This is a genomic window from Belliella pelovolcani (assembly GCF_900156785.1).
GTDB classification, from domain to species: domain Bacteria; phylum Bacteroidota; class Bacteroidia; order Cytophagales; family Cyclobacteriaceae; genus Belliella; species Belliella pelovolcani.
In genome coordinates this window covers 35,729-58,533 of sequence record NZ_FTOP01000012.1, presented here as the reverse complement: position 1 = coordinate 58,533, position 22,805 = coordinate 35,729, and the positions used below count along the sequence as shown (strand labels likewise).

17 protein-coding genes and 1 tRNA gene are annotated in these 22,805 nt (G+C 35.9%); 8 read left to right on the top strand and 10 right to left on the bottom strand.

Annotated elements, in window-relative coordinates:
* Window positions 1-23 precede the first annotated feature (23 nt).
* A tRNA-Ser gene (locus BW935_RS13240) sits at window positions 24-111 on the top strand.
* 669 nt (window positions 112-780) lie between these two features.
* Here BW935_RS13240 and BW935_RS13235 read toward each other — a convergent pair.
* Together BW935_RS13235 and BW935_RS18570 are read right to left on the bottom strand one after the other, a co-directional pair.
* Window positions 781-1,359: a YdeI/OmpD-associated family protein gene (locus BW935_RS13235; protein WP_076502198.1), complete on the bottom strand. Its 579-nt coding sequence runs from the start codon at window positions 1,357-1,359 to the stop codon at window positions 781-783.
* A 95-nt stretch (window positions 1,360-1,454) separates the two neighbouring features.
* On the bottom strand, window positions 1,455-5,405 hold the full coding sequence (locus BW935_RS18570) for a two-component regulator propeller domain-containing protein (RefSeq protein WP_217695367.1): 3,951 nt from the start codon (window positions 5,403-5,405) through the stop codon (window positions 1,455-1,457).
* Between the two features lie 348 nt (window positions 5,406-5,753).
* Here BW935_RS18570 and BW935_RS13225 point away from each other — a divergent pair, with 348 nt between their 5' ends.
* From BW935_RS13225 to BW935_RS13195, 7 genes are all read left to right on the top strand, one after another.
* Window positions 5,754-8,813, top strand: a complete 3,060-nt coding sequence (locus tag BW935_RS13225) for a SusC/RagA family TonB-linked outer membrane protein (RefSeq protein WP_076502194.1) — start codon at window positions 5,754-5,756, stop codon at window positions 8,811-8,813.
* A gap of 17 nt (window positions 8,814-8,830) precedes the next feature.
* Window positions 8,831-10,360, top strand: coding sequence for a RagB/SusD family nutrient uptake outer membrane protein (locus tag BW935_RS13220; RefSeq protein WP_076502192.1), 1,530 nt, complete (start codon window positions 8,831-8,833; stop codon window positions 10,358-10,360).
* A 79-nt stretch (window positions 10,361-10,439) separates the two neighbouring features.
* Window positions 10,440-11,507, top strand: a complete 1,068-nt coding sequence (locus BW935_RS13215) for a family 43 glycosylhydrolase (protein WP_076502190.1) — start codon at window positions 10,440-10,442, stop codon at window positions 11,505-11,507.
* Window positions 11,508-11,515: 8 nt separating this feature from the next.
* A complete protein-coding gene (locus BW935_RS13210) occupies window positions 11,516-13,540 on the top strand; it encodes a glycoside hydrolase family protein (RefSeq protein ID WP_076502188.1) in 2,025 nt (674 codons plus the stop codon).
* A 7-nt stretch (window positions 13,541-13,547) separates the two neighbouring features.
* Window positions 13,548-15,407 carry a glycoside hydrolase family 2 protein gene (locus BW935_RS13205; RefSeq protein WP_076502187.1) on the top strand — a complete coding sequence of 620 codons (1,860 nt, stop codon included), beginning with the start codon at window positions 13,548-13,550 and terminating at the stop codon, window positions 15,405-15,407.
* Entirely contained in the window at window positions 15,404-16,510 is a 1,107-nt protein-coding gene (locus BW935_RS13200; RefSeq protein ID WP_076502185.1) for an aldose epimerase family protein, read from the top strand. The genes BW935_RS13205 and BW935_RS13200 overlap by 4 nt, the downstream gene beginning before the upstream one ends.
* Window positions 16,511-16,639: 129 nt before the next feature.
* Complete coding sequence (locus tag BW935_RS13195; protein ID WP_076502184.1) at window positions 16,640-16,825, top strand: hypothetical protein; 186 nt, start codon at window positions 16,640-16,642, stop codon at window positions 16,823-16,825.
* 55 nt (window positions 16,826-16,880) lie between these two features.
* Here the strand turns inward: BW935_RS13195 and BW935_RS13190 are convergent, their stop codons facing one another.
* The 8 genes from BW935_RS13190 to BW935_RS13155 form a co-directional block, all read right to left on the bottom strand.
* On the bottom strand, window positions 16,881-17,342 hold the full coding sequence (locus BW935_RS13190; RefSeq protein ID WP_076502182.1) for a hypothetical protein: 462 nt from the start codon (window positions 17,340-17,342) through the stop codon (window positions 16,881-16,883).
* A gap of 95 nt (window positions 17,343-17,437) precedes the next feature.
* The gene (locus BW935_RS13185) at window positions 17,438-17,785 is read right to left on the bottom strand and encodes an iron chaperone (RefSeq protein WP_076502181.1); all 348 of its coding nucleotides are present in this window, start codon (window positions 17,783-17,785) and stop codon (window positions 17,438-17,440) included.
* Between the two features lie 12 nt (window positions 17,786-17,797).
* The gene (locus tag BW935_RS13180) at window positions 17,798-18,664 is read right to left on the bottom strand and encodes a hypothetical protein (protein WP_076502179.1); all 867 of its coding nucleotides are present in this window, start codon (window positions 18,662-18,664) and stop codon (window positions 17,798-17,800) included.
* 472 nt (window positions 18,665-19,136) lie between these two features.
* On the bottom strand, window positions 19,137-19,367 hold the full coding sequence (locus BW935_RS13175) for a hypothetical protein (protein ID WP_084565953.1): 231 nt from the start codon (window positions 19,365-19,367) through the stop codon (window positions 19,137-19,139).
* 6 nt (window positions 19,368-19,373) lie between these two features.
* Entirely contained in the window at window positions 19,374-19,694 is a 321-nt protein-coding gene (locus BW935_RS13170) for a DMT family transporter (protein WP_076502177.1), read from the bottom strand.
* Between the two features lie 71 nt (window positions 19,695-19,765).
* On the bottom strand, window positions 19,766-20,338 hold the full coding sequence (locus BW935_RS13165) for a Crp/Fnr family transcriptional regulator (protein WP_076502176.1): 573 nt from the start codon (window positions 20,336-20,338) through the stop codon (window positions 19,766-19,768).
* Between the two features lie 180 nt (window positions 20,339-20,518).
* Window positions 20,519-21,460 carry a gliding motility protein GldB-related protein gene (locus tag BW935_RS13160; RefSeq protein ID WP_076502174.1) on the bottom strand — a complete coding sequence of 314 codons (942 nt, stop codon included), beginning with the start codon at window positions 21,458-21,460 and terminating at the stop codon, window positions 20,519-20,521.
* Window positions 21,461-21,580: 120 nt separating this feature from the next.
* Window positions 21,581-22,171, bottom strand: coding sequence for a DUF6624 domain-containing protein (locus BW935_RS13155; protein WP_139325549.1), 591 nt, complete (start codon window positions 22,169-22,171; stop codon window positions 21,581-21,583).
* Window positions 22,172-22,805: the final 634 nt, after the last annotated feature.

Sequence of the window (22,805 nt, the reverse complement as noted above, 5' to 3'; positions counted from 1 at the left end):
TCCGAATCAACAAGACAGCAACTAGAGAGGTGTCCGAGTGGTTGAAGGAGCACGCCTGGAAAGCGTGTATACCCCTAAAGGGTATCGAGGGTTCGAATCCCTTCCTCTCTGCAAAAAAACCAACTTTAGAAATAGAGTTGGTTTTTTTATTTCCACAAGATTCGACGAATATAGTAGGAGGAAGGGATGAGAGCCCTTTTAATAAAAACTTGGTTCGAAATCGACCGAAGAGAGATTCACGAGGGGCTGTGCGGCATGCCATGTGTGTACGAGTAATCCCTTCCTCTCTGCTAAAAGCCAACTTTAGAAATAGAGTTGGTTTTTTTATTTCCTAAAGATTACGTGAATAGAATGAATAAAGGATGAGAATACTCTCCAAACAAACCTAGTTCGAAATCGACTATAGGGAGATTCAATAGTGGCAGTGCGGCATGCTATGAGGGTACGGGTAATCCCTTTCTCTTTACAAAATAAAATCCTTACCTATTGGTTTATTGTCAGTTGTGTTTTTAAGAAAGTGTCGAGTTTGGCAATTGAAATTGAGTGAGGTTTCTTCAAACAATTTTACATGATTATCCGCTATGACACCAGTAATTTAATAAAACGAAAGAATCAAGCTGATAATCTTGACGGGCAACAGTCAAAAACAGCTGATTTTAAGGTGTGTGCGTAATAAAATATGGTTACGGGTGCGAAATCGGATAATCATAAAATTTTATTATCAATTGGGAGAATGCACTTGACCCGGGATACGATAGCTCTTATTTCCCACCTTATTACTTAACTTCCCTTTAATTTTTCTCCTTTCGCAGATAGTTCAGCTAATTGCTCAATCCTTGCTTTTCTCGTCTTTTCAGTTTTGGCTAATTTGATCCATCGGAGTACGAATCGCTTACTTGAATCATTGATGGTATAGAAAAATTCCGTAGCTCCAGGCTTCTGGTCCAAAGCTTCCTGTAAGTCATTTGGGACAATTAACTTGTCCACATCTTCCATAAAATCCCAAAGACCATTTTGCTTAGACAGCTCAATGGACTGAAAACCGGCTTTTTGCATTTTGCCCTCCTCAATCAACTTGGCAGCTCTGTCTTTATAAGTTCTTGCCCAATGTTCGACTTTTCTTGGTGAAATCAGCTGCATGGTTCTATGTTCATCCAACTTTCTTCTGATCCCGTCTATCCAACCAAAACATAAGAGTTCATCTAAAACCTGAGAGGTGGAAAGGTATTTTTCTGGGATTGATTTTTTAAATGTTACAAGCCATACACTTTTCTTTTGTTGATGGTTTTGTTCCAACCACCTTCGTAAGTTCTCTTGTGATGTGACTTCTACTTTTTCAAAATCATCTGTTTGAATCATGGGATTGGACTTTTGCTATATTCTAATATCTTAAGGAATAACAATTAGTCAGTACATTGGTTTTAAAATGGTTCTGAACATTGGAGAGGTTTATCTCAACTTCTTTCCGATTTCTGGTAATCTTTTGGAAGCTCGCCAAATTGTTTTTGAAAGCATTTTGAAAAATAACTTGGTGAATTAAAGCCAACCAAATCACATACTTCTGCAACACTATATTTACCTGTGCTAAGCAACTCCGCAGACTTTTTTAACCTGACAAGTCTGATATATTCATTCGGAGTTAATTTTGAAATTCCTTTGATTTTTCTCAAGAGACTGGATTGACTCATATTTAGAATTTCAGCTAATTCATTTACGCCAAACTGCTCATTGGAAATATGATTTGAAATTAGCCTGTTGACTTCCTCCAAAAACACCTCATCAGCCTTTGTGTGAGCTATGCTTACAGATAAAACTCCTGGAGAATTTGCAAAACTATCTCTAACCTGATCCCTATATTTAAGGAGGTTTTTCACTTGTAAAACCAAATACTCTAATGAAAATGGCTTTTCAATGTATACATCTGCTCCTACTTCAAGCCCTTCAATTTTTGACTGAATACTATTTTTAGCTGTAAGTAAAATCAATGGAATATGCGAATAAATTAAATTTGATTTAATATGTTGACACAATTCAATTCCATCCATCATTGGCATCATTATGTCAGAAATGATCAAGTCTACTTGATGGTGTTCCAAAAGCGCAATAGCATCTAAGCCATGACTTGCTTTTAGCATATGATAGTCATACTTAAGGTTTGATTCAATAAAGGACTGAAGCTCTTTATTATCTTCTACAATTAAAATAGTTTGTCTGACATCGGTAGTTATTTTTATCCTTTCAATTGCTTCAGAATCTATTTTATTATCGTCTAAGTTTGCTTGATTCTCGTCAATAAAAAAAGTATGACTTTGTCTAACTGGAAGCTTTAGAATGAATGAGTTTAAGCCTACAAGATGTTTATCTTCATAATAAAGAAAACCTTTGTGCATCTCTGCTAATGATCTAGCCAAGGGTAATCCCAATCCAGTCCCTTGACGAGGTTTTTGAGTTTCCTCTGGGTCAATTTGGTAAAAAGGTTCAAATATTTTATCTCTATAAGCTTTATTGATCAATGGCCCATCATTGCTGACAACGATTAGAAAATATTCTCCGCTCTCTATAATCAAGTCTATAATTACTTGATGTGTAGCATATTTGAAAGCATTAGTTACCAAGTTACTGATGATTTTTATTAGCTCTTCTTGATCTACATCAGCAAAAAAGGAATTCTCAACTCCGGTAAGCTTGAAGAAAATTTGATCTTTTTCAGCTAGTGGCTTGAATCTATATTGAATATCTTGTAGTAGCCTAGAAATATCTATTTTCACGAAATTAAGTCGAAAGCTTTGCTTTTCTGCTTTGCGAAAATCCAAAAGCTGATTGCTCAAATGAATTAAACGATCGGCATTCTTTTCCATGATTTTGAGATTCTCTTTCGTCTCCTGCTCCTGGAAATTTTCTTTCTTTAGCATGACTTCCAAAGGCCCTTTAATTAAAGTTAATGGAGTTCTGATTTCATGGGTGATATTGGTAAAAAATTCAATCTTAGCATTAAATATTTCTTTCTCCTTCTGAGACTCTAAACTTTCAATATTTTTTTGATGTCTTTTTTGAATTCTTTTTCTATATAAAAGTATACTTCCAAATAAGATGGAGGCTGAAATTAATGAATAAAGGGTGTAGGCAATTTTAGAAAAGTAAAAAGGAGGTGTTATTTTAATATTCAGTGAAGCTTCTTCTTGATTGATTTCTCCATTGTCAGTGATCGTTTTGACAACGAACTTGTAAGTACCAGGAGGGATGTTCAAGTATGAAACATCATTATTTTTTTCTAATACATTCCAATCCTTTTCTAATCCTTCCAATTTGTAGAGGTACTTCCAAGATTCTGGAGAAGAATAACTGAGTGCTGCAAATGAAAAACTCAATGAAGATTGATCATGGGAAAGATAAATTGATTTGGTAGAGGTGATGGAGGATTTTAAAATTCCATCACCCGAACCAACAAATAATTCTTCATTAAATAGCTTTATTCCAGTAAGAATAAGCTTTGGAGAATTTGGTTGCTTGGTCAACGTGGTTGGATTAAATGAGACAAAACCATTCAATGTTCCAAAATACAAAGTGCCGTCACTAGCTTTTAAACCAGACTTATAATTAAATTGATCTGATAGCAATCCATCAGATTTGCTATACCTTTCTATACTTTTGTTGTTTGGGTTGAATCTTACCAAACCATTACCTGTACTTATCCAAAGATATTCAGCATCATCTTCCAATATTTTATATATTGTATTGCTTGGTAAACCATCAGACTGCTTGAATACACTCCATTGATTTTTTTTTGGATCAAATAATCCTAGACCATAGCCTTCTGTACCTACCCAAATTCTTTGATTACTATCTTCAAAAAGTGAAATGATAGATATACCAGGTAATCCATCCCCAGAAATTGTGTCTGGTAAAAAATGATCAATTTTACCATCGATTGGACTTAGACGGAATAACCCATTATTGATAGTGGCAAACCAGATATTTCCAGCATGATCTTCAATGATGTCATAATAAAAACTAATACTTAAATCCTTGAAAAATTTCATTTCATTTTCTCCAGAGGCCATCCTGTAAACTCCAGAAATGGTTCCAAACCACTTATTTCCTTTTGAATCTTTAAAAATTGAGAATATATCCGTATCAAAAAGTGGATTTTGTAGGGCAGATTGATCAAGTTTTTTGAATGAATTGTCAGAAAGGTTAAGAATATCCACTCTTAACCCTTGGCTATGACTTGAAATCCAAAGATTTCTGCCATCAATCATCAGCCCATGTACATTATGGTAGCTCAGCGAATTTTTCCCCTTTTCTGGTAAGTAATTTTTAAATTTTTGTGTTTTGGGGTCAAACTTGCTCAATCCTGCATCTTCTGTTCCTACCCAAATAATACCGTACTGATCTTCAACAATCTCTCGAACTCGTTTTCCTTTTGGCGAATCCTTATTGATGATGGGGTAGTATTTTTCAAAATTAGCTGATGTGCTTGATAAATAGTTTAAACCGCCAAAGTATGTGCCTATCCATATTCCTCCTTCGTTATCCTTGTATATTGAATAAGTAGCATTATCAGATAAGCTATATGGGTCGTTTGGATTTTGGGTAAGGTGATTGAAATTTTTTGTTTTAAAATCATAAATAAAGACTCCCAACTCTGTCCCAATATAAATTTCCTCCAAATCCGTTTGAATAATGTTTCTTACAAATAGTGGATTCCCTTCAGCATCTTTATTTAAAAGATTCTGAATAGAGCCATCATTCTTATTGAAAATTTTTACCCCATTATTTTTTGTTCCTATAAGTAGGTCTTCACCATGATCATATAGGTCAAGAATTAAGTCTTTTTTTAAGGTTAAAGTAGCATTTGGGTAATTTAAAAAAGAGTCATTATTTGGTAGGTATTTCTCCACACCTCCCCCAAGAATTCCAACCCAAATATTACCATCTTTATCAATAGTTAAAGATGAAACAGATCCAGAACCCAATGTCTTAGAGTTATTCGGATCATGATAATATCTGGTTAGGGTTTCTTTCTCAATATGATATTTATAAAGTCCTGCTGAGCTAGAAGCAATCCATATTTGACCATGCTGATCTTCCTTGATTTTTAAAATTTGACCCCATACTTTATCACCATTCTGATCAACTGCTTCAAAGTTTTTGAATTGCTCCAACCCTGGGTAGTAAATAGATACTCCATCATTTGTCCCTACCCAGAGATTATTATCTTTTCCTTCAAAAAGTGATAGAATGTGGTTGTTTTTTAAACTGGATGGATCTCCTGGGATGTTTTTGAAGATTTTAAACTGATGTCCATCATATCTGTTTAGCCCATCTTTGGTTCCAAACCACATGAAGCCAAGCTGATCTTGATGAATTGTGAAGATTGTATTGTGACTTAACCCATTCTCCATATTTAAGTGCCGAAAATATGAACGCTGAGCATTAGTTCTCATCGAAACTATACTGAAGCATATTATTAAAATTGTGGCAATTATGTGCTTTCGCATGGGTACTTTACTTTCTTTATTTTTTGGATAAACAGCAATTTTGATTTCAATTCCAATTAAGGAAATAAAATATTCAGATTCTATAACAAAACCTTCATTTGATACCTCTAGCAGGAAAATTACTCATAATTGAAGGATTTCTTTCAAAAAGGAAAATGCCTAAATACTACATTCACTCAGTCTTTTGAATTTTAACAAAGGAGGAATTTGAATTTATAATCTCAATTATTAAAAATTAACCCAAAATGTCCCATGAAAAAAAAGTTACAATTATCAGCATTACTGCTGCTGTTCTTTCTAGGTTGTAATTACCCGCCTCTTAGGGCGCAAAATCAACAAATTATTAGAGGAACTGTCCTTGAAAAATCAACTGGTGAAGTATTTCCAGGTGTAACAGTAATTGAGAAGGGCACTTCCAACGGTACCGTCACTGACATAGATGGGAATTTTCAATTGAATGTATCCAATGATCAAAGCACTTTAGTTTTTTCATTTATAGGCTTTCTTCAAAGAGAAATACCACTACTGGGAAGATCATCAGTAAGTGTTGAACTTGAAGAAGACTTAAGCGACTTAGAGGAGGTCGTTGTAATCGGGTATCAAACAGTCAAAAAAAAGGATTTGACTGGTGCAACAGCAGTTGTTGGTACTGACAAGCAAAGTAGAGTTACCGCAGCTTCATTAGGTGAATCTTTGCAAGGGCTAGCTCCAGGTGTTTCTGTAAGAAATGGTGGTGCTCCTGGCCAAAATGCTCAAGTAGAAATTAGGGGGGTTGCTAGTTTTATCAATTCAAGTCCGCTGTATGTAATAGATGGAATGATTGCTGACGCCAACCCAACTATCAATACCAATGATATTGAATCGATTCAAATCTTAAAAGATGCATCAGCAGCGGCTATTTATGGCTCTAGAGCTGCAAACGGAGTGATTATCATCACAACGAAGCAAGGAGCAGAAGGTACTCCTAGAGTAAGTATTTCAGCAAAATATGGGATTCAACAATTGCCGCAAGGGTACAATATGATGAACAATGTTGAATTTGCTGAATTGCAAAGAACTCAGTTTTTAAACTCTGGTTTAACACCTCCTTCAAGTGTTGCCACTGCATTTGACCCTGCTATTAATACGAATTGGTATAATGAAGGTACAAGACTTGGAAATGCTCAAGATTATAACATTACACTTTCAGGTGGATCAAAATCATCTAGTTACTTGATTTCTGGATCGTATTTTGTGAATAAGGGTGTTCTAATTGGAAATGACTTTCAAAGGGCAGCACTAAGAATCAATACAAAGAATACAAAAGGTAGGGTGACCTTTGGTGAAAATTTAGTTTTTACCAACTCAATAACAAATGCCCCAGGTACTGGAAATCCTTTTTACGATATGCCACTACACCTCCCTGTTATTCCTGTTCAAGATAGTCGTTATATCACAGCTGCTAATCCAGATGGCTGGGGAATCGGAACTACAGACGCAGTCACTTACGCTTGGAACCCATTGGCAGTAAATGCTATCAATAGCTTTAGAAGTAACTTTGCCAAATTAGTTGGTAATGCATATTTGGATGTGGATATCCTTGAAGGCTTGGTGTATAGGTTCAATGCTGGTGCTGAGCTGAGCTTCGATCATAATAAAAGAATGAGAAGAGCTGGGGAGTGGTACTTTAATCAACCAGCTGCCCCTACAAGTATTATCGAGGATAGATCTTTGTTTTCTAGCTTTTTGCTCGAACATACCATAAACTATAATAAAGTTATAAATAAACATAGTATATCTGCAGTTGTAGGTCATTCTCAACAAATCACTAAAAGGGATGTGCTTTCTGCTGGAAGAACAGATCTCCAGTCCTTTGATGGCAGGTATTTGAATACTGTAAGCTCAGCTACAGGAGAAGCTATTGCTGATGGTTTTATCCCCTTTCAGTATACTATATCTGGCTTTTTGGGAAGAGCAAATTACACCTATGATGACAGGTATTTACTAACCTTGACAGGAAGATATGATGCAGACTCTAGATTTGGATCTGCCAATAGATCTAAATTCTTCCCGTCTATTGCTGGAGGTTGGAGAATTTCGGAAGAATCATTTTTCAATTCATCCTTAATTTCTGATTTGAAACTTAGAGCATCATATGGTGAATTAGGGATCGTTACTGTTGGAGCTTGGGATTATATAGGTTTCCTCAATTCAAATCCAAGAGCAATTTTTGGGCCTGACGAACAGCCTAATGTTGGGGCTACACAAGCTAGACTTGCAAACCCAAATCTTGGGTGGGAGAGGAGAATTAGTCAAAATTTCGGTTTCGATGCAGGGTTTTTCGAGGATCAATTGATTCTATCTGCTGAATACTATAATTCTCTTTCACAAGACGTTTTGGTAAATCTCCCTATCGCATGGTACTTGGGAAATCTTGGAGGGGAGCCTGCTGTAAATGCCGCTTCAATTAGAAACAGAGGTGTAGAAATCGCTGCAACTTACAGAAATATGAAAAGAGAGTTGAAGTGGGAAGTCTCTGCGAATATGACCACCATCAGAAATAGAGTAATGGATGTAGGAAACCTTGGAGAGGGTATTAATTACATTCAAACTGGCCTGACAAGATCCCAAATTGGGAGGCCACTAGGAGAATGGTACGTTCTGAAAACTGATGGTCTTTTCCAAAGTCAGGAAGAGATCAATAACTATACTAATGCTAATGGACAGGTTATCCAACCTTTTGCCAGACCAGGTGACATCAAATTTGTAGATATCAATGGAGATGGTGAGATCAATCAAGAAGATAGAACTTTTGTAGGATCTCCATGGCCAACACTCCAAACCGGTGCCCAGTTCAATGCTTCATATAGGAATTTCACATTAAACATGCAATGGGTGGGAGTTTTCGGTCATACCATTATGAATGGGGTTAGAAGGGAAATAGATAGTTATCAAAATACAAATTTCAGAGCTGATATAAGCCCTTGGTCTCCACAAAATACAAACACTTCAGATCCTAGAATCGGTGTTGCAGTAGGTGATCCAGGATTAATTGATAATGCAAGATTAGAAAGTGATCGATGGCTAGAAGATGGTTCTTACGTTAGGTTAAGAAACCTAGAAATTGGTTATAATCTAAATTTGGCCAGTTTTGAGAAATGGAAGGTAAGCAATGCAAGACTTTTTATAAGTGGACAGAATTTGCTCACGTTCACAAAATACTCTGGACTAGACCCTGATGTGACAGGAAATGGAATCTTAGAAAGAGGATTTGACAATGGCAATTGGCCAGCAAGTAGGATTTATTCTTTAGGCTTACAGTTTGAGTTTTAATTATTAGCAAATCAATCATGAAAAATATTTCTAAATATATATTGATAGCAGCTTCAGTCGGTGTATTAAGCTGTAATCCAGAATTAGATATTATCAATCCAAATCAACCTACTATGGAGGTTTTCTGGCAAAATGCCACAGATGCCGAACAGGGAGTCAATGCAATCTACTCGACTTTTGCAAGACCAGGAATGTCTAGATGGATGCCTATGCTTCACATCACTCGATCTGACGAAGGTTTTTCAGGTAGCCCATGGTCTGACCTCGCCAATGCAATGGGTGGATTCATTCAGCCAGATTATAATTTCGGACCTGTGATTGATGTTTGGGTGGATTGTTATGTGGGAATTTTCAGAGCCAATCAAGTCCTAGATAATGTTCCAAATATTGAAATGGATAATACCCTGAAAGCTCGGCTATTGGGAGAAGCTTACTTTCTAAGAGGGTATTTTTACTATAACCTTGCATTATTATGGGGTAATGTCCCTTTGATGTTAGAAACTTCTAAACCAACAGATCTTCCTTCAACAAGCAATCAAGCTGAAGTTTGGGATCAGGTAGAGTTAGATTTAAGTAGAGCTGTGGATGGGCTTCCTACCGTTTATCCCAATAGTAGAGATTTAGGAAGAGTCACCAAAGGCGCAGCCCAAGCTTTGCTTGCCAAAACCTTAATGCAGCAGGGTAAAATGAACGAGGCGGAAACACCTTTAAATTGGCTTGTGAACGGTGAAGGAGCATCAGTCTATAATTTGATGCCTAATTATCGAGATAATTTCCTCATCACAAGTGAGAATAATCAAGAGTCTATATTTGAGTGGCAATTTACAGTCAATCCTACAGAGGTGACAGATAATGATGTGAGTACCCCAAATCACAATTATGGTACTTCTATTGCTCAGTTCTTTGCTCCTCCAGGAATTGGCTTTACGGATGCAGAAGCTAGAACGTGGATGATTGCAGAATTTTTAAAAGAAAGAACTACAAATGATGCAAGGGATCCAAGACTTGCTGCATCATTTTTATTCTCCAACACCGATGAAAGAGGTCCTGAGTTTACTCAAATTTATGGTCAGACATTTGCCCAAAGATATGGACTTAATAATTCAAGGGTATTCTTTAGGAAGTTTTTGAATGATCATTGGAAGAATGATGAAGGGTTTAGATCTCCGAATAATTATAGAGTAATCAGGTATGCAGATGTGCTATTGATGTATGCCGAAGTATTAAATGCTACGGGTAGGACAAGCCAAGCATATGCTCATGTAGATCGCGTAAGAGCAAGAGTTGGTCTACCTGCTCTGTCAACAATTAAGCCTGGAATGGGTCAAAATGAATTCTTAGAACAAATTAAGCATGAGAGGTTATTAGAACTTTCTGGGGAAGGTCACCGATGGTCAGATCTAGCAAGATGGGGTGACCTAGGTTCAGGCTTAGCTTCAAGGGAACCGAATTTCAACAATTTTGTCATTGGAAGACATGAGTTTCTCCCAATACCACAGCGAGATTTAGATATTAATACTAACATGAGTCAAAATCCTGGCTGGTAAAAATTAATAACCTATTCAACTTATCTATGGGAATGGAAATGCAATTTCCATTCCCTCCCTCTCTTAAATTTTACATACAATGAAGTATTTATCTTTGGTTTTTAGTTTTCTAATACTATTCCTTTTAGTAGGATTTAGTTGTAGTGATCCAGATCCGCAAATCCCTGATATTGAAGAAAACGATACGACACCAGTTCAAAAAAACTATGTAAACCCTGTTTTTGAACCTGTACTTGCAGATCCATCGGTCTTGAAAGATGGTGAATTTTACTATGCATATGGTACGGAAGACAATTGGGGAAGTGAAGGAGGTCACAAATTAGTCCCTATTATAAGATCCAAAGATTTGGTCTCTTGGGAATTTGTTAGAAATGCTTTTATTACCAAACCAACATGGAAAGATCAAGGAGGTCTTTGGGCACCCGATGTTGCCAAAGTTGGTGAAGAATATTTCATGTATTATTCTTATTCAACTTGGGGAGATCCCAACCCAGGGATTGGATTAGCAATAGCAAGTAGGGCAGAAGGACCGTTTATAGACCAAGGAAAACTCTTCCTTTCTGATGAAATTGGAGTTACCAATTCAATTGATGCTTTCTACATTGAAGATAATGACAAAAAATACCTTTTCTGGGGGAGCTTTCACGGAATATATGCTGTAGAGCTAAGTGAGAATGGTAGACAAGTCATAGGTGAAAAAATACATATAGGCCACAATCATCTTGAAGCATCTTATATATTCAAAAAAAATGGTAAGTACTATTATTTTGGTTCAGAAGGATCTTGCTGTGATGGTGGAAATAGTACATACCGATTAAGGGTCGCAGTTTCTGAAAATTTATTAGGGCCCTATTTAGATAAGTCTGGAAATGATATCAAAGATGGACCTTATGGTGAAATCATTTTATCCAGAAATGCGGAGTCATTCGGCTTTGTAGGTCCTGGTCACAATGGTCATATTATGACTGATGAAGAAGGACAAGATTGGCTTCTTTATCATGCAATCCCCAAAAATAACCCGCTCTTACAGAATGGGGCTAGCAGAAGGCCACTATTGTTGGATAAAATTATCTGGGTCGATGGATGGCCAAGTATTCAATCAGGGACTCCAAGTATCACTAGTCAGCCCGCTCCAAAATTTAAATAATTGATTCTATGAAGCAGCTATTATTATCGCTACTAATATTATTGGTATCCAATTCATTCACAAAAGCAGAAGCAGTTTTTGACTTTCTTAAAAACAGTAAATTTAGCATCAACATTAAAAATCCAGGTAACCATTCTACTCAACATCAGGTTTTATTGGATCAACATGGTAAGTTTATTGCAACTTCTTCAATACCTATAGATATAGCTGTTGAGACTGTAGAATCAAAAGAATATATTGATGTAAAAATCAAATTGGTTGCACGTGAAAATGTTTATTTTAACTTCTCATCCAAGATTTTATTTGAAGATGTTGACTTTGAGCCTTCTCAAATTTTAATGCCTGGATATTGGTATAGAAAGAATCTAAGATCTCCTGACAATGCCCCTTCCATTAGAGAAGCTTCAGACTGGCTTGTAAGGGAAGATAGGCTAAGCACACCTTTGGTTAGCGTATATTGTCCCGATAAAAACATAGGCTACAGTTTGATAAGAAAAGACCAAATTGAAAAAATCGCCTTAACTACTCATGAAGCCGGTGAAGTAATACTTTCTGGTGATTCAGACCTTGGGGCTTTGGGCTTTGGTAAAACTGAAGACTTTACTTTCCTCGAATATGCTTTCCCCTACGCAGAAAGACCTTTTACTTACATTAGAAAGCTCACTTTAGCTGATCCAGTAACCGCTTTTGCTTTTTTGAAGGAAGGGCAAGAAAAGTGGTTAAACTACAGCGTGAAAAAACATCAAGCTACGGACTTTTCAGATTTTGTAGCTGACATTTGGCATTATTCCATGGATTTATTGAGCCCTCAACCCATAGCAGAGCAAAAATTTAATGACAATCAAATTAAGGAAACGCTTACGCATTACTTTAAGTCTTCTTTTGTGGATTTTGGAGAATTGAAGGGGTTTTCAGGAGTTCACTTAGAGACTGCTACATGTGAATCCACAGGAATATTGGAGGTTGGATTTATTGGTAGGGTGCTGCTCAATGCTTTCAATGCTTTGGAATACGCTGAAAGTCATAAAGACGATGAGCTCCTTCAAATGGCCTATGCTGTTTTTCAAAGCTATACCCAAAATGGATTTAATCAAGAAGGCTTGATCCGTGAAGTAGTGGATTTTGATAAAAAATCAGAAACTGATGTTTTTTCCATTAGAAGGCAATCTGAGGGACTTTATGCCTTTTTACTTTTTTTGAATTATGAAAAATCTAAAGGTCGAAATCATCAGGTATTAGAAAAAAAAGTTCAAACCTTATTTTCAAGACTTATAAGCCTTCAATTTCAAGATGGAAGTTTTCCAAGAAAATTTGATAAAAATCTTAATGTTATTGATGAAACAGGAGGTAGTACACCGTCTATAGTCTTGCCCTTGACTATGGCTTTTCAATATTTTAAGGACAAAAGTTACTTGGAAGTGGCTAGAAAAGTGGCAATATACCAAGAAGAAGCTATCATCGGTCCATCAGATTATTTCTCTTCAACTTTAGATGCTGATTGTGAGGATAAGGAAGCTTCATTGTATGCAGCTACGGCCATGTATTATCTATCCATGGTGACAAAAGGAAAAGAGAGATTCCATTATATCAATCTCGCAAAGAAAGCCGCCTATTTTACATTGTCTTGGTATTACACATGGGATGTGCCTTTTGCTCAAGGCCAAATGCTTGGTGATATTGGCCTTAAAAGTAGAGGATGGGGAAATGTATCAGTAGAAAACAACCACATTGATGTATTCATCTTTGAATTTGATGAAGTTTTAGATTGGTTAGCTAAAGAGACCAATGAACCTGTTTTTGGTGAATATGCATCTGTTATTAGATCTTCAATGAGAGAGCAACTGCTCCCTCACAAGGATAACCTCATGGGAGTAGCTAAGACTGGCTATTATCCTGAAGTAGTACAACATACGGCTTGGGATTATGGTAAAAATGGTAAAGGATTTTACAACGATATTTTTGCTCCAGGCTGGACAGTTGCATCAATTTGGGAATTATTGACCATGGGAAGAACTTCGGGGTACTTTAAATAAGAAATCAATGAAAAGACTAATAGTTTTATTGCAAGTTTTCTTAATTGGTGCTTGCCTGAACAAGGAGCTCACAAATGATCAAGAACTCCAAAAACCTATCATTCAAAGTCCCTGGGTAGAAAATCCTGATGAAATTGGACATGATTTTTATCCTAGACCTCAAATGAAGAGAGCAAACTGGGAAAACCTCAATGGATTTTGGGACTATGCAATTTTACCAAAGGGAGAAAAATTACCCACTTTATTTGATGGACAGATTAGAGTGCCATTTGCAGTGGAATCTGATTTATCCGGCGTATTGAGAAAAGTTGGGGAAAATCAAGAACTTTGGTATAGACGAAGTTTGAGCTTGAATTCATTGCAAGATGGAAAGCGCTTTTTGTTACATTTTGGAGGTGTTGATTGGGAATCAGAAGTTTTTGTCAATGGGAAAAGTATAGGTGTTCATAGAGGAGGTTATGATCCTTTCTCTTTTGATATTACACCCTTTATAATATCCGACGAAGATCAAGAATTATGTATTAGAGTATGGGATCCATCAGACCAAGGGCCTCAACCTAGAGGTAAGCAAGTCAACATACCGAATTCAATTTGGTATACACCTGTTACGGGAATTTGGCAGACAGTATGGCTCGAAGAAGTACCAGAGTTTTATATAAGTTCCTTGAAAAATACTCCTGACTTTGATAAGAAAACAATTGAAGTTTTGGCGATAATTTCTAGTGAAAGTGTAGCAGATAAGGTGGTTGTAAAAGCACTGGATGAAGGAATGCTTGTAGCTGAAACAGCCGTAACCCCGGGAGAAAAGGCAGAGTTAAAAATCCAAAATCCAAAGCAATGGTCTCCCAAAGACCCCTTCCTTTATGACATTGAAATCTCTTTGATGCAGGGAGATCAAGAATTGGATAAGGTTTACAGTTATGCTGCATTGAGAAAAATCAGTCAGGAAGTAGATGAAAACGGCATTCAAAGAATGATGCTTAATGGGGAATTCTTATTTCAATATGGTCCTTTAGATCAGGGATGGTGGCCAGATGGTTTGTACACTGCACCCAATGAGGAAGCAATGCTTTTTGATATTTTGAAAACCAAGGAAATGGGTTTTAATATGATCAGAAAACATGTCAAGGTCGAACCTGCGCAGTGGTATTATCATTGTGATCGGTTAGGGATGCTAGTATGGCAAGATATGCCCAATGGTGATCACGGAAATGTTTGGGAGCATAGACTTGGGATTGTAGGAAAAGCCACGGACAAACAAAGAAGTCAGGAATCAGAGCAAATTTATCTAAATGAATGGAAGGCGATCATAGATGCTAATTACAATTTCCCTTCCATAGTAGTATGGGTACCATTCAATGAAGCATGGGGGCAGTTCAATACAAAGGAAGTTACCGAGTGGACCATAGACTATGACAAAACCAGACTTGTCAATTCTGCGAGTGGAGGAAATTTTATCATGGATGGTTCTAAAATTACAGGGCATATGATTGATCTGCACAGCTATCCTGAAGCAGTAATGCCTGACCCTAATATTTTTGGAAAAGATAATATCTTAGTTCTTGGAGAATTCGGGGGACTGGGATTACCAATTGCGGGTCATACTTGGCAAAATGAAGACAATTGGGGCTATCAAAGTTTCACTGATAAGGAAGATTTGGCTAATAGATATAAACAATTGATAGATAAATTAGAAGAACTGATTCAAAAGGGTTTATCCGCCGCTGTTTATACTCAAACGACTGATGTTGAAATCGAAGTAAATGGGTTGATGACTTATGACCGGAAAGTCATTAAGCTTGACAGGGATTGGTTGAGAAGTTTACATCAGAAGCTTTATGATCTTGAAATTCAAATAAATCAATGAAAAAACTACTGATGATTATTTTTCAGTTCATCATGATAAGCACCCTAATGAACTGTAATAGCCAATCGAACTCTGATTACTCAGATTCAAAATATCAAATATTTTGGTTAGTAAATCACCAAGGTTCCAGAATAAAAGTAACAGACTTTGGTGCTAGGGTTATGGAGTTTTGGGTGGAAGATAAGAATGGTGAGTTTCGCGATATCGTACTGGGATTTGAATCACCCGATACTTACGAGACGAGTCCAGAGCCATACTTTGGAGCCGCAATTGGAAGATACGGAAACAGAATTGCAAATGGAAGGTTTCAAATCGAAGGGAAGTACTATCATTTAGAAAAGAATAATGGTGAAAATTCTCTTCACGGCGGACCTAATGGTTTTCATAATGTGCAATGGGAGGTCTTAACTTTTGATCAATCTACGATTACTTTCAAGTATATTTCTATGGATGGAGAAGAGGGATTTCCAGGGAATCTTGAAGTCATCATGAAGTATGAACTCACAGAAGACAATGAATTTAAAATAAATTACCAAGCTCTCACAGATCGAACTACTGTGGTCAACTTAACTCATCATTCATTTTTTAATTTAAATGGTGCTGGTGAAGGGGATATTTTAGATCATACTTTAATGTTGAATGCAGCTAAATATGTTCCTGTAGACCAAGGTTTAATCCCAATGGGGGAGCCTCAATCAGTATTTGAAACACCTTTTGATTTTTCTAATCCTAAGGAAATAGGGCGTGACATTAATATGCCAAATGAACAATTACAATTTGGCGGTGGATATGATCATAACTGGATAATTGATCGTGTGAGTGATAAGGTTATTGAATTAGCAGCTCGCATTTATGCGCCAAAATCAGGAATTGTGATGGAAGTTTTTACCAATGAACCAGGGATTCAGTTTTATTCTGGAAATTTTCTAGATAATAGCATAACAGGTAAAGAAGAGAAAAGGTATCAATATAGAGGGGCTTTTTGTTTGGAAACTCAGCATTTTCCCGACTCTCCAAATAGACCTGATTTTCCATCTACCAAATTGTCACCAGATATGGAATATAAGCATACCTGTATATATAAAATAAGCCTTATGAATTGAGATTTGGTCCTAAAAGTCAATTGGGTATGTTCTTTTTAAAGCAAGGAAAAAATGATTAATACATATATTTTCTGGCCTAAAATTTGATTAATGAATCCTTGTCCGGCGAGGACTTAAAACAACAAAAAAATGAAACAAATCTTTGCTTTGATGTTGGTGGCTGGTATGGCTGTAGCAACATCTTGTGGCAACAAAGCTACTGAAGATGCAGTAGTAGAACCTGAACAAACTGAACAATTGGAAGAAACTCCAACTACAGAAGAGGTTCAAATCCAAGAAGAGGTACTAAGCACCGATTCAGACACTATTGGTTAATTTTGAAACAGACAAAAGGCGCTCTTGAAGCGCCTTTTTTTCTTTTGAAGTGTTCCTACTTTACCTCAATATTCAATTGCCTTCCCTCTTCCTTTGCTTTGGTATCCATGCCAGTACCCATAGCAATACCAATGGAAATCCCGAAGGGAATTCCAATTCCAATAAATGCCATATTCTTGAAAACAACACCAAACATCACACCGAAAGGAAGTCCAAAAACTGCCATGCCCAATGCCATCCATTGGTTCCTGTAATAATTGATAGGTACAATTTTAAGTTCTTTTTCTAACTTATTGATAATCCATTTCTTAATATGATTTATCTTTTTCAAGTACTTTGACTTTTCAACCCTTAAAGAATTAAGTTCGTCTATGCTTTGATTGATGATTACGATTAAATCATTAGGCAACACTTTTTCATTGATTGATTCAATCATAAGATTTAATCTCTCTGCGGATGCTTGAATCTCTAAATCTTGTTCAACTTCTGTATGAGGAGTAAATCTTTTGACTTGCATAGTCTTTTTGATTAAGTGTTTTTAGTAAATTATATTTGAAATGGATTGTATGACGAATAACAAATTTTAAAACTTGATCCTTGAGATCTGCTAACCTAAAGCAGTTTTTTATTTTCTTTCACCTTAAATCTAACTAATTCTAAAATCAGATCAAATGGGATTGGTTGATTGAATGGAAATTGAACAGATCCTTTCCCTTGCTTGTATTTACTGAGCTTTTCTCTGAATGCCTCATGTCCAGATGGGCTTGCATATAGCCCAATGTGGTTTTTGAATGCAGCATAATAAATCAATGGCTTCTTGTTAAGCTTATATGCAGGCATTCCATAAGCTATATGCTCCTCAATCTCTGGAGCTTGAGAAAGTATGATTTCTCTAATCTTATTCAGGATGACCTGTACCTCTCTAGGGAATTGAAGAATATACAGCGTTACTTCATTCATTTTTTATGAATTTTAATCTAGAATTTTCCATTTTGGAACTAGACCACGAAGCCCCATATCTACTATTGACTCCATTGCACCTGGGTCAACATCCCACTTCCCATTACCATTTTGATCTACCCACTCAAAACTTTTGTTGATAGATAAACTCATCGTCATTTCTATGTCTTTCTTTTCATTTCCATTGATAATGAGTTTTTGATCAAACTTACCAGTTACTACACAAGATCCTGGAGGAATTGGAGAGGTTTGAAATAATGGATTGGGCACAGTGGTAGCTCCTTCTGGACTTTCACCTGTGAGAACACCATTGATCGTTTCAAATGCCCAAAAGCCTTGTCTTTTATTACTATTTACTGTTACTGCTTGGTTTTTAACCTGAAATGCCTTGATATAATTATTAAATCCAACAAAACTAGCTACTGTGCCTCGAAAAGGTTGATCATTAAAATAAAAATCCACATCATAATTTTGATAAGAAAGGGATAGTCTTACCCATTCATATTGACCTGGTGTTAATCCCTTCAAAGGAATCTCAAGAAAGGTCTCTCCTGATTTTGTAATAATTGATTTCTCAAAATCTATAGCACTTGAACCGCCTACATTAGTTTCTGGGGCATGATAGATGATCTCACCATTCCCCAATGGAGTGAAAGACCCCTGTGCTAGTTCTAAATAATGGGCAGAAAGACCATTAAACTTTGGATTTTGACCGGCATGACCAGCTGGGAGTTGACTTGGAAGTCCATTATTACCTAATCTTTCTTGATTTTCATCAAGAACGAGCTTGATGATTAGTTTGGGCTCACTCAAATTTTCCTCTTTTGTATTGCATGAAAAAGCAAACATCAACAAAATTAATCCTAAACCTATTTTCATTATTTTAAAATTATGTGCTTACCTTATTTAACTTAAATTCAGAACATAGTCTTCATTATGAGTTTGAAATTTACTACTATTAGATAAAATATTATACAATTGTAGCATTTATCTGTTTATAATTACTAGCAATAAATCACGTATTTATGTTATTGAAGGCTTTCTGAAAAAGACTTGGGTAAGACAGTCCTTTCTATAGGTAGGCAAGTTCAAAGCAGGAGAAAAAAAATGTAACAAATATTTTGAATGATCCCAATGATGAACCTGTCAATTCGCCAGGCAGGATTGGTATGCCTGAGGCTATCCTGTATTTACCTCATATTTGTATGGTATTTTGAATCATGGAGTGTTTTTCTATCTTTTCCGAAAATCAGGATCAGGAGATCCTTGTGGGTGGGAATAGCAAGACTGTTTAACTTTTGCACTATAGCTATTGGATTATCCCTCTAATAGCAAAAACCTAATTGTGTAGTCAATCCATAAGTTCTACACATTTAAAACCTTTTGAAATTAATAACTCCCTAATTACCTCTGAAATATCTATTTTACTTACAACTCTTAAAATTTTATCACAATCTTCGAGATCAAAATTGCAGGAAAGAACACCATCAATTAATCCTATTTCATTTATTATTAGTTCTGATGCTTTCCTCTTTGTTACAGATGTTGCATATACTGATATGATAGGATTTTGACTTTTCATGACTGATTAATTGGCATATTTTAACCCTATAATTCCTAGTACAATTAGCAATGCAGCCAGTAGTCTTATAATACTAGCTGAATCATCGAAAAAGATAATACCAACCATCAATGTTCCAATTGCTCCAATACCAGTCCAGACAGCGTAAGCTGTTCCAATTGGAATTGTTCTTTGTGCATACCAAAGTAAAAAACCGCTTATAGACATTGATACAATGGCAACAAGTATCCATAACAGCTTATTATTTGTTGCTTGTTGGGACATTTTTAAACCTAAAGGCCAACCGATTTCAAAAATTCCTGCAATGATTAATGCTATCCAATTCATGCTATTGTTTTTTTTACAAAGTTGTACAATAGTATTTAAGAAACACTTGACCTCAGATCAATAAAAGAGATTTACAATTGAATTTTGGCTCTTATTCTGCTTAACCTTTCAACTGATACATTAAGGAAAGAAGCAATAATCTTTAGAGGGACTTCTTGAAGCAGTTGTGGATGATGGTTGACAATTTTTTCATACCGTTGGGCAGCATTCAAGGTAGCTAAATCCTTCATCTTATTTTCTAATTGGATAATGTATTGCTCCATAAAAATGGAATCATACTCTCCAAACCAGGGATATTTTGATTTTGCTCCGAAATAGTCTTCATAGGTAATATAAAGCAATTCAAGGTCTGTTACTGCAACAATGCTTTCTGTACTTTTGGTTTGGTAAGTAAAGCTATCGAAAGAAAAGGCAATATCTCCTGATAGGTATATATCAGTCGTAACTTCTTTGTCAGCAAAATTAAAATACTTCTTGGCAACACCTTTAACGATTATAAAATTATCCTTACAAATTTGTCCCTTTGAAAGCAGGTATGTGTTTTTCTTTACCTTCTTCGACTGAAACAAAGACTGAATGACTTCAGCTTTCTCTGGGTCAGTCGAATGTAAAAAATGAAAGTAGTCTAAACTTTGAGTCATCATTTTCTATATTTATCAAGTCATTGATTATTTAGCTTACGCTACCTAAGAGTGCAATCTTGAATAAAGTGGCTAGCTTTCCTAAGTTCAACTGTTTTTTTAAATTCTTCGAAGTTATAAGTTCTTGAGATCAAACCTAACAGCCTCCATATCAAAATGTAAGTATCAATTTAGACCATAATCCTAGCTGCAGCTTTTCCTCAGGTACTCACTTTTTTTGAATATTTTTTTGTAGTTCTTTCTGTTTAATAAGTCCCCAACTGCTTTCTTTTTGTTTGTAGATTTGTAATAATACTCTTCTGCAATTCTATATCCAATATAGTAACCTAAATCGGCAGGTCTATCTTTTGATCTGCTTCCATTATAAAGCCAATTTGATATATCAGTTTTGTTTTTTGAATAGTCTGCTAAAAACTCTTTTCTCAAAAAGCAGTCATTTTCTGAACCATATTTATATGCCACCTTATTAATAGTTAAGCCTGAGATTTTTTCACTTAAAAAATCTGCAACTCCTTCATTCAAAGTATGGTCAACCAAATCGCTTAACCTGCCTTTTTTCTGTTGAGTATGGACTGTTTCATGGGATACCATTGATTCAATATCGCCAAAAGTTCCAATGACACTTTTTAACCAACCAGATAGCTCAGATTTTTCTGTATCTGGTGTTGAAGCTGCTATTTCTGTACCGATTAATATCAGGTTTTTACTGACTGTCCCACCTGTTCTCAAACAACCAATTGCAAAACAAACATTGGGTCTTTTAAAGTTTGGAATTTCTTTTTCGTATTTATCCAATAGTTGTTCGACATCGTATTTCCGATTTTGTACATTTTCAGTTTCTGGTCTAATTGAATTCCAAAATCTTGGATATTTAGCTATTAAAGTATTATACTCTTCGGCATTGAAGTTTCTTACTTTTATGAACTCTTTAAAGAATTCAGTTGAATTATCTATATACTCGGTTTGAATGATGCTTATGCTGTCTTTTTTGCTTGAAGCATTTGATAATTTATCAAATGCCCTCCAAAAATTTTCAATGTCAATGGTTTCAATGATTTGTTTGTCCTGTGAATTTGCAAATCCAGAAATAGAAAGAAAAAGTATTAACAAGTGTAATTTTTTCATAAAGCATTGGATTTAGTGCTTCTGTTTTGAAACTACGAGCTACCGGTACTATCATAGATTCCTCCATTTTTAAGGGCTTTATTCGATGGGCTTTTCGATGGTGGTCTAAATGTTGTATTTCTAGTTAGCATCAAATGAAATGTCAAATCTTTTTAGATAATCTTCTAATGGTTCTAATCCCATTTCCTGTCTTCTTGCATTGACAGTTTCTGGCGCATCTAATTTATATAGTTTGCCATTTTTAAGTTGGCTTCCATACATTTGAGGTTTACCCTCATCCATTAGAATTCTATCTTTCATTAAAGCGTATTGTTCTTTGCTTAAGTCGCCATTTTTTACAGCTTTTTCGATTAGAGGAAAATACTTCACTCTAAATTTATTTTCTGTATGTTGCAATCCCAGCCAGATAGCATTCATTTGTTGTTGATTTACTTCATTTAAGGTTGGCATTCCACATTTTTCAATGATACTTATGATCAATTCTTGATTCCTATGATCTTCTTTTGCATATTTAATTAAATTATTCTCTCGTCGTATTTTTTGATCACTTATATAGACTTCGCTAAGTATTTCGCTCATCATATTACAGTCAACTTCAACATAGTCTACGGAGCCAACGTAAGCAAATTTATCTCTGTTGATATACAAGAATAGCGATACCATCAAAAATAGCGATACAAAAATTATGAGGAACACTTTTGCCTTTTTCATTTGTCTTTAGTTTTTGTTTATATTGACTAATGCTAGGAGTACCCCTCAATTTGAGCTGATTTCCAACCAATGTAAGGGCTATTTAAAACCTTGTAGAGCTAGGAGTACCCCTCAATTTGAGCTGATTTCCAACCCTTATTAGTCCTCCCTAATTTATCGATTTGTTTTTTATTCTCTTAACTAAGCCCAACTTTCTTTCACAAAACCTCTCAAAACAAATCCAGCCCCTTCTCGATCATGATCCATGATTTAAGAAATCAATCATTGGATCCAAGATATGCCATAAAATCCACTCCAATAGATAGAGTAGGGGATACCATCACCAAACCAAACCAAATACTCCCAAATTCAACCAAAAACCAAAACAACCGCTTCCTAAAATCCACTCCAATAAGGTATTTTTCACCATAAAACTTACCAAACACCGTCTAATGCGGGCGGGACGACGGAGATCCGAGCCAGCGATGGCCTTGAGCGCTGATAGAGCCTGTCCCGATCACTATCGGGGCCTGTCCCGATCACTATCGGGGCCTGTCCCGATCGCTATCGGGAATATCTCCGACTTGCCCCGATGCCTCGGGGTTGATTACTTTTTTGATCAAGAAAAAAGTAAAAAGCATCTCCACCTAGCAAA

Excerpts from the sequence above, each read along its gene's own strand:
- BW935_RS13235 (WP_076502198.1), bottom strand. The coding sequence starts at position 1,359 with ATGATTCAAACAGATGATTTTGAAAAAGTAGAAGTCACATCACAAGAG.
- BW935_RS18570 (WP_217695367.1), bottom strand. The coding sequence starts at position 5,405 with ATGGAGAATGGGTTAAGTCACAATACAATCTTCACAATTCATCAAGAT.
- BW935_RS13225 (WP_076502194.1), top strand. The coding sequence starts at position 5,754 with ATGAAAAAAAAGTTACAATTATCAGCATTACTGCTGCTGTTCTTTCTA.
- BW935_RS13220 (WP_076502192.1), top strand. The coding sequence starts at position 8,831 with ATGAAAAATATTTCTAAATATATATTGATAGCAGCTTCAGTCGGTGTA.
- BW935_RS13215 (WP_076502190.1), top strand. The coding sequence starts at position 10,440 with ATGAAGTATTTATCTTTGGTTTTTAGTTTTCTAATACTATTCCTTTTA.
- BW935_RS13210 (WP_076502188.1), top strand. The coding sequence starts at position 11,516 with ATGAAGCAGCTATTATTATCGCTACTAATATTATTGGTATCCAATTCA.
- BW935_RS13205 (WP_076502187.1), top strand. The coding sequence starts at position 13,548 with ATGAAAAGACTAATAGTTTTATTGCAAGTTTTCTTAATTGGTGCTTGC.
- BW935_RS13200 (WP_076502185.1), top strand. The coding sequence starts at position 15,404 with ATGAAAAAACTACTGATGATTATTTTTCAGTTCATCATGATAAGCACC.
- BW935_RS13195 (WP_076502184.1), top strand. The coding sequence starts at position 16,640 with ATGAAACAAATCTTTGCTTTGATGTTGGTGGCTGGTATGGCTGTAGCA.
- BW935_RS13190 (WP_076502182.1), bottom strand. The coding sequence starts at position 17,342 with ATGCAAGTCAAAAGATTTACTCCTCATACAGAAGTTGAACAAGATTTA.
- BW935_RS13185 (WP_076502181.1), bottom strand. The coding sequence starts at position 17,785 with ATGAATGAAGTAACGCTGTATATTCTTCAATTCCCTAGAGAGGTACAG.
- BW935_RS13180 (WP_076502179.1), bottom strand. The coding sequence starts at position 18,664 with ATGAAAATAGGTTTAGGATTAATTTTGTTGATGTTTGCTTTTTCATGC.
- BW935_RS13175 (WP_084565953.1), bottom strand. The coding sequence starts at position 19,367 with ATGAAAAGTCAAAATCCTATCATATCAGTATATGCAACATCTGTAACA.
- BW935_RS13170 (WP_076502177.1), bottom strand. The coding sequence starts at position 19,694 with ATGAATTGGATAGCATTAATCATTGCAGGAATTTTTGAAATCGGTTGG.
- BW935_RS13165 (WP_076502176.1), bottom strand. The coding sequence starts at position 20,338 with ATGATGACTCAAAGTTTAGACTACTTTCATTTTTTACATTCGACTGAC.
- BW935_RS13160 (WP_076502174.1), bottom strand. The coding sequence starts at position 21,460 with ATGAAAAAATTACACTTGTTAATACTTTTTCTTTCTATTTCTGGATTT.
- BW935_RS13155 (WP_139325549.1), bottom strand. The coding sequence starts at position 22,171 with ATGAAAAAGGCAAAAGTGTTCCTCATAATTTTTGTATCGCTATTTTTG.